8 protein-coding genes are annotated in these 9,596 nt (G+C 72.1%); 7 read left to right on the top strand and 1 reads right to left on the bottom strand.

What is annotated here, in order from left to right; all coding sequences use genetic code 11:
- Positions 1-55 precede the first annotated feature (55 nt).
- Positions 56-430, bottom strand: coding sequence for an SSI family serine proteinase inhibitor (locus ACFCZ1_RS38085; RefSeq protein WP_376682863.1), 375 nt, complete (start codon positions 428-430; stop codon positions 56-58).
- Positions 431-1,416: 986 nt separating this feature from the next.
- Between ACFCZ1_RS38085 and ACFCZ1_RS38080 the strand changes: the two genes are divergently transcribed.
- The 7 genes from ACFCZ1_RS38080 to ACFCZ1_RS38050 form a co-directional block, all read left to right on the top strand.
- Complete coding sequence (locus ACFCZ1_RS38080; RefSeq protein WP_376682861.1) at positions 1,417-4,056, top strand: hypothetical protein; 2,640 nt, start codon at positions 1,417-1,419, stop codon at positions 4,054-4,056.
- Complete coding sequence (locus ACFCZ1_RS38075; protein WP_376682860.1) at positions 4,053-5,273, top strand: CHAT domain-containing protein; 1,221 nt, start codon at positions 4,053-4,055, stop codon at positions 5,271-5,273. The genes ACFCZ1_RS38080 and ACFCZ1_RS38075 overlap by 4 nt, the downstream gene beginning before the upstream one ends.
- Positions 5,274-5,289: 16 nt before the next feature.
- Positions 5,290-5,658 (top strand): hypothetical protein, encoded by a 369-nt coding sequence (locus tag ACFCZ1_RS38070; protein ID WP_376682859.1) that lies wholly within the window; start codon positions 5,290-5,292, stop codon positions 5,656-5,658.
- Positions 5,659-6,055: 397 nt separating this feature from the next.
- On the top strand, positions 6,056-6,976 hold the full coding sequence (locus ACFCZ1_RS38065; protein ID WP_376682858.1) for a hypothetical protein: 921 nt from the start codon (positions 6,056-6,058) through the stop codon (positions 6,974-6,976).
- A gap of 452 nt (positions 6,977-7,428) precedes the next feature.
- Complete coding sequence (locus ACFCZ1_RS38060) at positions 7,429-8,802, top strand: rhodanese-like domain-containing protein (protein WP_376682857.1); 1,374 nt, start codon at positions 7,429-7,431, stop codon at positions 8,800-8,802.
- Positions 8,803-8,840: 38 nt separating this feature from the next.
- Entirely contained in the window at positions 8,841-9,203 is a 363-nt protein-coding gene (locus ACFCZ1_RS38055; protein ID WP_376682862.1) for a rhodanese-like domain-containing protein, read from the top strand.
- Positions 9,200-9,596, top strand: a 397-nt coding sequence (locus ACFCZ1_RS38050; protein ID WP_376682856.1) for a TSUP family transporter, incomplete at its 3' end; no start/stop codon positions are given. The genes ACFCZ1_RS38055 and ACFCZ1_RS38050, both read left to right, overlap by 4 nt.

Raw genomic sequence — 9,596 nt, 5'->3', positions numbered from 1 at the left:
GCGCCCGGAAAGGGGCGGGGGCGGACGCGCGGGGCGGACGACCCCGGCGGAGCGGTCAGAACGCGAAGACGGCGTTTCCGTTGAAGGCCGCGGACATGGCGCACGCATTGGAGAAGGTGTGCTTCCAGGAGATGCGGCTGCCCTGCCAGACGCCGTCTGCGGTGACGGTGACGGGGGCGTAGTGCATCGGGCAGGCGCGGTTCGAGTCCGGGGCGGCCAGGAGCGCGTCGAGGGTGCCGGCGGTGGCGGCGAGGGCCGCACAGGCGGCCCTCGGGTCGGGGTGCGTTCCCTGGGCGGTCGGCGCGCAGCTGAGGGCCGACGCCCGGACGACGGTGTCCCCGTCCTCGCCCTGGGCGACGGCCAGGACCACGGCGGAGGGGGCGTACAGGCTGGCGGGCCGTGCCTCGGCGACGGCGGTGGTGCCGACCATGGCCAGGAGGGCGGCAGCGGAGACAGCAGCGATGCGGTGACGCACGACGGAACTCTCTTTCAATTCAAAGGGAAAGAACAGCGGTTGCCTGCGATATATCGACTTGACACCGCCGAGTCTGTCGGGTGCGAAGGACGCATGCACATCGAACGTAGATTTACAGACATCTCGTTCGATTGTCGGCGACCGAATGGTCGTTCAGGCAGCTCGGACCGGGTGCCTGCCCTTCGCGATCACGAGCAAACGGACGATGACACCCGGTGGGACAGCCGTACGTGGGGCGTTGACCTGCTGTCGGCTGAGCGCGGTTCATCGAACGTCCATCCAGGCTGACCGGATAGTGCCGGTGCCTTCCGGGACCTCCCTGTACCTCCCTGTGCTTCCCGGTGCCTCCCGAGGGGGTACTCAAGGGGTGCCCCCGGATGCGGCTTTGGCGGGCTGGGAAGCGGGATGCACCGTCGGCGCCGTCGCACGCTCGGGGGCGGCGGCGGTACCGATCTGCCGTTGCCGTGCTGGGCCTCCCCAGGGGTGAGGACCACGGCCGCCTGCTCGACGCGCTCAAGCGCAGCCAGGACCGCTTGGCGCATCAAACCTTCAAGGCCGACCTGCACGAGGCGAAGGAGACGGCCGAGGCCCGGTCCGAGGAACCGGAGGACCCAATCGGCCGCCGTTCCGCCTCGGTCTCCTGCACCCGAGCGGGCCTTGTCGTGCACAGAAAGGCGGAGGCTCAACCGCCGGCTCGGGAAGACCGGCACGAGTAGCGCACTGCGGGTGGATGTCCCTCGATCTTCCTGCCAAACAGCTGTCAACACCCCATACTGTCCACACGGTTGACACGTACGGCCGCGGGAGAAGGGTCGGCCGGGCGGCACCTGACGGGGATGGGGGATGGGATGGCCTCGGATCCGAGACGGCCACACGACACTATTGCGCTCACGGCCTTCCTCATCGCGGTGGGCAGTACCGCCGCTTCCTTCCTTCCGAGCATGCGGGACGGTGGTGGCCCCTACCGTCTCGCCTTCACCCTGTCAGCCGCCGCCCTGGGCGTCACCGTCCTGGGTTACGGGGTGTGGAGGCTCCGGCGGGTGTTCGGCGAGTCAGCCGCCTCGGCACTCCCCACGAGCCTGCTTGTGGGGACCCTGGCGACGCTGTCGGATGCCGGCCTCATCTGGCTCGCCTTCACATTCGCCCGCGACGGGCGGACGGGCCCGGCGTGGCTCGTCGGCGGGCTCGCGGTGCTGCTCCTCGTACCTTTGACGGGGCTGGTCATCCGGCACAACGAGATGGAGGACCACGAGAGGGTCGTGGTCGTCGCCGGTGTCGTCCTGTCCGCCGCGTCCCTCGGCTGGCTTGCCCTCCACCTGATGGCGGGTGACGGCGCGCAGCGGACCTGGCTGCTGTCCGTACCCGCCGCCGCCCTGATCGTGGTCACCTCGCGGTTGAGAGCCGCGGACACGCTGTCCGGCCGTCCCGGCTGGCTACTGGCGCTGGTCTTCACGGCGACACTGCTGCTGGTGGTCGCCACCCTCGTCGGCGAGAGCCACGTCCCCGCCGCCCGGCTCGTCGGCGGGCTCGGGCTGGGCGGGACGCTCGGCGTCTTGTGGGTCCTGAACGACTGGTCCGTCCCGTCACTCCGGCGAAGAACTGCGTGGCGGCACAGGGAGGTCACCGAGCCTTCCGGACCTCCGCCGGGAGCCGTGGTGCCGCTCTGGGCGCGCGCAGCGGGCCTCGCCGTACCGCTGGGCTCGCTGGGCTGGGTGGCGCTCGACGGCACGAAGTACCGGCCGGGTAGCGAACCGGCCGGGCTATTGGTCGGGGTGGCTGAACTGGTGGTCGCCGCAGCGGTGCTGATGGCGCTCCAAGCGCTGCTTCTCGGGTGGCTGCGCCCTGGGTGCACACCGGGGATCGGACAGAAGGCCGCTTCGCACGTACGGGAGCGGGAGTTCCCGCACCACGAGCTGAACTGGCGGAGGCGGACGGCGCACGAGCAGGAGCTGCGGGAGCGCGAGCATGCCCTGCTGGAGCAGAAGCGGCACGCACGGTCACTGAGCGAACGGGCCATGTACCAGCGGGAACTGGACTCTCTGGAACGGGACCGGGCGCGGTTGGACTGGGAAGCCGTCCAGGACCGACAGGCACACTCGCGACACGTCCAGGTCGAGCTCAGGACGGCGTTCCGCCGTGACCGCACCCCGCCGTGGCCCCCCGGCCCGCTGGCGCGTCCGCTCTGCCCGGCCGCTTGCGACGACGCCGTCATCGACTCGGCCTTGGCCACGGGCCTGGCGGTCGACCTGGTGTGGCCGAGGATCGAGCTCGTTGCCCCGCCCGGGGTGCGGCGCGAGGCCCGCCGCCGTGGCCGGGACGTCGCGTTGCTGCGGGTCACCGCCGCCAGCGCCATCTGCACCGCGCTGGGCTGGGCGTTCGCGGCGGGGGTCGTCGCCCGGTCCCGGCCGGACGGCGGCTCCCTGGCCGTCCTCGTCATCGGCCCGCTCCTGATCGCCCTGGCCGCGCTCGCGCTGGCGCGACGGCGGGTCGTGGAGGCGTACGAGCACCGTGTGAGCGCCGTCGAGGTGTACCGCTTCGACCTGGCCGAGGCCCTGCGGTTGCCCCTGCCGGAAAGCCACGCCGAGTTTCTCGGACTCGGCAACGTACTGCAGGGGCAGGGGGACTACGACCGGCCGCTCGCATGGACCGGCGCCGCACGGGCCGACACCCCTGGGCCACAGCCTCCGCACACCGCCACGGCCGTCGAGGTGTCGGGCGGAAGCCGGGAGGTCCTGGTGTCGGAGGTGTCCGAGCGGGTACTCCGCGACGTCCGCGCCGCTCTGCGCGACGAGCACGAGGCCCTGGCCCAGCGGTTCACGTCAGGGCAGCTCGGCAAGAAGGACCTGGCGAGGCTCGCTGAGGAAGTCGCCCGGCACACCTCGGTATCGGTGGGCCGACATCTCGAACGGACGGTGGCCGACCTGCACGAGAGCTCGGCCCGTGAACTCCAGCGGGCGCTGCGGCAGGGCATCGAGGAGGCCGTCACCGGGCCGCCGCTCGCGAACTTCACCGGTTACTTCGCCCTCCAGCTCGACGCCGGCCAGGAACTCGCCGCGGACGTGACGCAAGGCACCAGCGCGACGGGTGCGACCGGCGGGGCCGCGCACGGCACGACCGTCGTGGCGTCCCCGGGGCAACGCCTCGGCTTCGTCCTGTTCGTGGTGCGCGACCCCCGCGGGCGGGACGCCGGATCCACCCAGCAGACCTCACCCGAACGACAGTTCTTCGCCCTGGAGCCCGTGCACATCGAGGGCGGCCGGGACACGCCCGCTGCCGACTTCGAAGCCCTGGTGGACAGCCCTACGCTCACCCCCAGCCCCCATCGGCGGACCCTGCGGACCGAGCGGGAGGCGCAGACGGTCTTCCGCTTTCCGCTACCGGAGGAGGAAGGGCTGCACGAGGTGTGGTTCCAGCTCTACCAGTCCGGTCGGCTCGTCCAGGTGATCGCCGTCTCCATCGCGGTCCGGTCCTCCGACACCGCGGAAAGTTCCGCCGCCCTCGCCGGAGAACCCTCCGGAGAGGTTCCCGGCGAACCGCCCGAAGAGACGGCCGGGGGCTCCCCCAGGCAGGTCTCAGGATGACGGGAAGCCAGCCGGCCGACGTCACCGTCCGCGTGCGCCGCACCGCGCAGACCACCCACGTCGCGTTCCACGCCCGCAACGGCACGCCGTCACTGCGGGTGACCCTGCCCCAGCCGGGTGTCATGGACGTGGCCCGCCGCCGCCTCGATGCCGGCCTGCTGGCGCTCAAGGACGTGCTGCCGGGCCTGACCGTGGACGACGAAGACGTCCCCGAGGTCTTCGACGTACTGCACCGCATCGGCCGGGGGCTCGTCTTCCTCCTCTTCGGCCTCGAGGCCGGAGTCATCCAGGGACTCCAGACCTTCTGGAACAGCGCGCTGCCCGCCGGCCGCAACCCCGCCCTGCCGCCGCCTCTCGTGGAGTGCGTCGGCGACCGCGACTGTTTCCTCCCCCTCGAACTGCTCCCCCTCCACCGGATGTGGCCCACCGTGCCGGCCGACCGCGCGGAGCTCGTCGCCGAATGCCGCAACCTGGTCGGTTTCTCCTGCGTGGTCAAGCGGACGATGCTGCCCGCCCCGGTCCCCACGGGACTGTCCCTGCGGCCGACGCCGGGCGGGCGGCTGCCCCTTCGCTTCCTCCAGCACGAGCAGCTCACCGGGGCCCGGCGCGAACTGGACTGGCTGACCTCCTCGGCGGCGGACCGGGTCGAGGTCGACGGCCCCTACCCCGGCGGCGACACCGGTGCGGCCAGCCTGGCGGAGCAGATCTTCGACCCCCGGCGCTCGCTCTCCGGCGAGCTCCGCGCCGTGCCCGACCAGGTCCAGCACTTCGCCTGCCACTGCTACGCGACGCTGGACAGCCCCCTCGACAACGAGATCGAGCTGCACGGCGGCGGCCAGGACCTCCGGGTAAAACTCGGCACCATCGCAGAGGACCTGGTCGCGCTGAAGTCCCGGCCCGGCCAGGGCAGCCACGAGATGCCGCTCGTGGTCATGAACGCCTGCGGATCGGCGCGCATGCACGCGACCAGCTCCCTCTCCTTCCCCCACCTCTTCCTGACGAACGGGAACCGGGGCTTCATCGGCAGCGAGATCGAGGTGCCCGACGAGGTGGCGGCGGCATTCTCCGAAGCACTGTACGAGCGCTTCCTGCTCCGTCGCCTCCCGCTCGGCCGATCGGTGTTCGAAGCCCGCAACAGCCTGCTGCACACCTACGGGAACCCGCTCGGCATCGCGTACGCGGCCTACGCGGATCCCCAACTCCATGTCCGCACCTGACCAACGGAGGTTGCCCATGCCCACGTCCCAGCGAACCGGATCCCCGCGCGCTGACGAGCCGAAGCCCGACGAAACCGAGGTGATCAGGGTCCTCGGCCTGGAGGACGGCGACGACCGCTCCCTGTTCCGGCGCTCCCAGGAATGGCGGCTCGGCCGGGCCGAGGTGCCCGTCGAGGTATTCCAGGAGCGTGTCAGCGGCTTCCTCGACTCCATGCGATCGGTCATCGCGGCCCTGCCCGCCAACTGCGGGGACTTCCAGCTCAACGAGGTCACCATCAGCGCCGAGGTCAGCGCCAAGGGCCAGATCTCCCTGCTGGGCTCCGGCGGAGAACTCGCGGGCTCGTCGAGTCTGACCTTCACGTTCACCCGCGGAACGCCGGGGTAGCCGGCTCTGTGGGCTCAGGCCCTCCCACTCCGCCCGGGGGACGGCCGCCGGCCCTCGGTCACCAAGAGCGGGGCGGGGTGCGACGAGCGCCCCGCCCTTCGGTGTTCCCCGAGCCGACTCGTCCCGTACTCGGCGGCAAACGGACGCTCCCTATCGATCGATCGGGGTGGGGCTACCGGGTGGCTTTCGACTCGGGTCCCTGAAGTCGTTCCGGAATCCGGTGGAATCCTCCGCTGAGGGCGAGGCACAATCCGGCGGGGAACCGGGTTGAGGGGGAGCTTGTTTGGACGTGTTCGCGTGTGCCGGGTGCGGCACCGAGCTGACGGCACCGGTGTCCCGGGTCGCACTCCCTGTCCACACCCACCACGGGGGGTGGGAGGAACTCCATCCTCCGCTGATGGAGCCCGCCACGTACGCCGTCGACCCACGGCCCACCGGCGCCCCCTGGCGGCTGTGGGAGGAGGTCGGAGAGGATGCGGCTGCCCGGCAGGGCGTGTACGCCCGGGTGTACTCCGTCTCCTTCGGCGCGCGGAACAGGGTCGCCATCGCCCCCGGCGACTCCCGGTCCATGGTCCTGATCCCCGAGAAATGCGAGGGCTACTGCCAGGGTGTGGACGGCCGGGCCGGCCCCAACCTGGCGTGCGAGAGGTGCGGGCGGGCCGTGGCGACGCGCATGGACGACTGCGGACTGTGGCAGGCGGTGTGGCTGGAACCCGACGCGGTTGTACGCCGTCCCTCGGGGCTCCCGGCCGGTCCGCGTCCCGATTGGGACGACCTGGAGCGCGCCGAGCACCGCGTCCCGCCCGTCGAACCCGACGGGTCGTGGAGCCGCCGCTGGGAGGCGGCGATCGGGGTCGCGCTGGCTCACCTCGTGGCGGCCACCGAGGACCGCCCGGTGACCCTCCCCGCCGGCCCTGTCACCGAGTTGCTCGGCCACGCCGTCGGTCGGTGCCTCCCCAACGGGCCCGGGGTCCGGTCCGTCGAGCTGGCCGGCCCGGGGATCCGCATGCCCCGGCCCCGTCCCGACGTCCTCCTCGTCCCACGCCACCCCCTCACGGGCGACCCCTGGCGTCCGCCCGGCGACGAGGGCGCCGTGGTGCCGCTGGACAGCGGGGTCTGGGCGTACCTTGCCCACCCGGGCGAGACCTCGCCGCTGCCCGCGACCGGGGTGCTCCCGGAGGGCGTCCTGCGCGACGACTACCCTCTGCCGCAGCACCCCGGACCCCCGCTGATGCCCCACCGCCGCGCCTTCGCGGACACCCTGGTCGGGCTGCCCGCCGTACGCGGTCCCCGACTGCGCAGGTTTCGCGACGCGTAATCGCTGGTGACCCGAGTCGGAAGTCCCTCGGCGGAACCCCGCCTCGATCGACACTCCGCTCGATCGACGGGTGGTCGGCACGACCTCTGGCCATCCGGCCACACCACGTCGATCCCGCTGTCTAAGGAGCCGCGGGCGGCGTCACCTGCTCACGCCTGCCCTCGGCGACATCCAACCGGCGCGGGGCGCCGCCGGAGATGTCGGCCGGGTCCGGTCCTGCACGGTCTCCAGGTATTCCACGTCGGCGGAGCTGACGGTCCCGGAGGGTGCGGAACGACCGTTCCGCATACCCCACCGGGTACCCGAGGCGGCGGGGACTGCACCTCTGGGGGCCTGGAGAGACGATGTCCGGAGCAGGGCGCTTTCCGGCCGGGAAATACCCCCAGGGGTATTCCTGTTAGGGTGAGTGTCAGATACCCCCCGGGGTACAGCGTTCGAGAGGAGTTGCAGTCGTGTTCTTCGTCGACACCCTGGAGTTCGAGGGCCTGGGCAACCGCAGTTACCTGGCCGGCGGGCCCAGGGCTGCGGTGGCCATCGATCCGCCCCGCGACATCGAGCAGGTCATTGCCGCAGCGGCCCGGCGCGGAGTGCGCATCGCCTTCGTCGCCGAGACCCACGTGCACAACGACTACGTCAGCGGCGGCCTGGAGCTCGCCCGCGTGACCGGTGCGGACTACCTGGTGCCGGCCGGGGCGCACGTATCGTTCGCACGCACCCCCGTGGCCGACGGCGACACGGTGACGCTGGACGGGGGTCTCTCGCTGCGGGCGCTCGCCACTCCCGGACACACCCCGCACCACACCTCCTACGTCCTGACCGAGGACGGGCACGGTGTGGCGGCGTTCACCGGCGGGTCGCTGTTGATCGGCACCGTGGGCCGTCCGGACCTGGTCGAACCGAGGCTGACCGAGCAGCTGGCCCGCGCCCAGCACGCCTCCGCACACCGCCTGGCCGACGAGCTGGACGACGAGGTCCCGGTACTGCCCACCCACGGGTTCGGCAGCTTCTGCTCCTCCTCGCAGGCCGACGGGGACTCGTCCACGATCGGCCAGGAGCGCAAGACCAACGACGCGCTGACCAAGGACGTGGACACTTTCGTCGCCGAGATGCTCGCCGGGCTGGACGACGTACCCGCCTACTATGCGCACATGGGCCCGGCCAACGCCGCCGGTCCCGCGCCGGTCGACCTCACCCCGCCCAAGCGTGCGAACGGCGAGGAGATTGCCTCCCGGCTGGCCGCTGGTGAGTGGGTGGTGGACCTGCGCAGCCGCATTGCCTTCGCCGAGGGGCACGTGGCCGGCTCGTTCAACTTCGAGGGCGAGGGCAAGCTCGCCACCTATCTGGCCTGGCTGATCCCGTGGGGCAAGCCGGTCACCCTGCTGGCCGAGACGCCCGAACAGGTCGCCGACGCGCAGCGGGAACTGACCCGGGTCGGCATCGACCGCCCAGCGGCCGCCGCCACAGGTGACCCGGCTGGCTGGATCCGTACCGGCGAGCGGCTCGCCTCCTTCCCCCGCGCCCGCTTCGCCGACCTCGCCCGGGTGCGCGAGCGCGGGGAGCAGGTGGTGGTGCTGGACGTACGGCGGGATTCCGAGCGCGCGGGCGGCTTCATCGACGGCTCGGTCCACATTCCGATCCACGAGCTGCGCCGCCGGATGGGCGAGGTGCCGGACGGGACGGTATGGGTGCACTGCGCCGGCGGGATGCGCGCGGCGATCGCGGCGTCCCTGCTGGATGCCGCAAGCCGTGACGTGGTCGCCGTCGACGACGACTTCGACGCCGCCACCGAGGCGGGACTGACCCTTCGCCCTGACAGCACCGACTGACACGCCCACCCCGCACACCCTGCACGGAGTGATCCATGATGTTCCCGTTTTTCCGCCGCGGCGCCGACCGCCTCAGCCCCCAGCAGGCCCGGCAGCTGACCAGCGACGGCAAGGCCGTGCTGCTGGACGTCCGCGAAACACCGGAGTGGAAGGCCGGACACGCTCCCGACGCGGTACACCTGCCGCTTTCCCGCCTCGTGGCCGGGGCATCGCTCCCGGCAGCCGCGCAGGGTAAGCCGGTGGTCACGATCTGCCGCTCCGGGAACCGTTCCCGGCAGGCCGCAAAGCTGCTGGCCGGACGCGGCATCGAGTCCACCGACGTCACCGGCGGCATGGCTGCCTGGGCCCGTGAGGGTCTGCCGGTCACCGTCGGGGGCGGTATCGGGGGTGTCATACGGTGAGCGCGCTGCTCCTGGCCCTGGTCGCCGGGGCGATGGTCGGACTCGCGCTCGGCGCACTCGGCGGGGGCGGCAGCGTCCTGGCGGTGCCCGCACTGATCTACCTGCTCGGCTTCACCCCGGCCGCCGCCACCACCGCCAGCCTGATCATCGTCACCGCCACCTCGCTCACGGCCCTGTACGCCCACGCCCGTACGAACAACGTCCGCTGGAAGGCGGGCGCCCTGTTCGCCGCGGCCGGACTCCTGCCGGCCGCCGCGGCCGGTGCCGCAGCGTCCCGTCTGCCGCAATCGCTGCTGACCGCTGCGTTCGCCGCCGTCGCGGCACTCGCCGCGGTGAGGATGCTGCGGGTCGGCAGGACCGACGCCGGCCGGGCCTTCGCCGGCCGCACCGCGC

The sequence above is a fragment of the Streptomyces sp. NPDC056224 genome (genome assembly GCF_042267665.1).
Classification (GTDB): domain Bacteria; phylum Actinomycetota; class Actinomycetes; order Streptomycetales; family Streptomycetaceae; genus Streptomyces.
This window is presented reverse-complemented; position numbering and strand designations above follow the sequence as displayed.

What these genes read in the sequence shown, in the direction of transcription:
- ACFCZ1_RS38075 (WP_376682860.1), top strand. Translation starts at nt 4,053, where the DNA reads ATGACGGGAAGCCAGCCGGCCGACGTCACCGTCCGCGTGCGCCGCACC.
- ACFCZ1_RS38080 (WP_376682861.1), top strand. Translation starts at nt 1,417, where the DNA reads ATGCGGGACGGTGGTGGCCCCTACCGTCTCGCCTTCACCCTGTCAGCC.
- ACFCZ1_RS38070 (WP_376682859.1), top strand. Translation starts at nt 5,290, where the DNA reads ATGCCCACGTCCCAGCGAACCGGATCCCCGCGCGCTGACGAGCCGAAG.
- ACFCZ1_RS38065 (WP_376682858.1), top strand. Translation starts at nt 6,056, where the DNA reads ATGGAGCCCGCCACGTACGCCGTCGACCCACGGCCCACCGGCGCCCCC.
- ACFCZ1_RS38085 (WP_376682863.1), bottom strand. Translation starts at nt 430, where the DNA reads ATGGTCGGCACCACCGCCGTCGCCGAGGCACGGCCCGCCAGCCTGTAC.
- ACFCZ1_RS38055 (WP_376682862.1), top strand. Translation starts at nt 8,841, where the DNA reads ATGTTCCCGTTTTTCCGCCGCGGCGCCGACCGCCTCAGCCCCCAGCAG.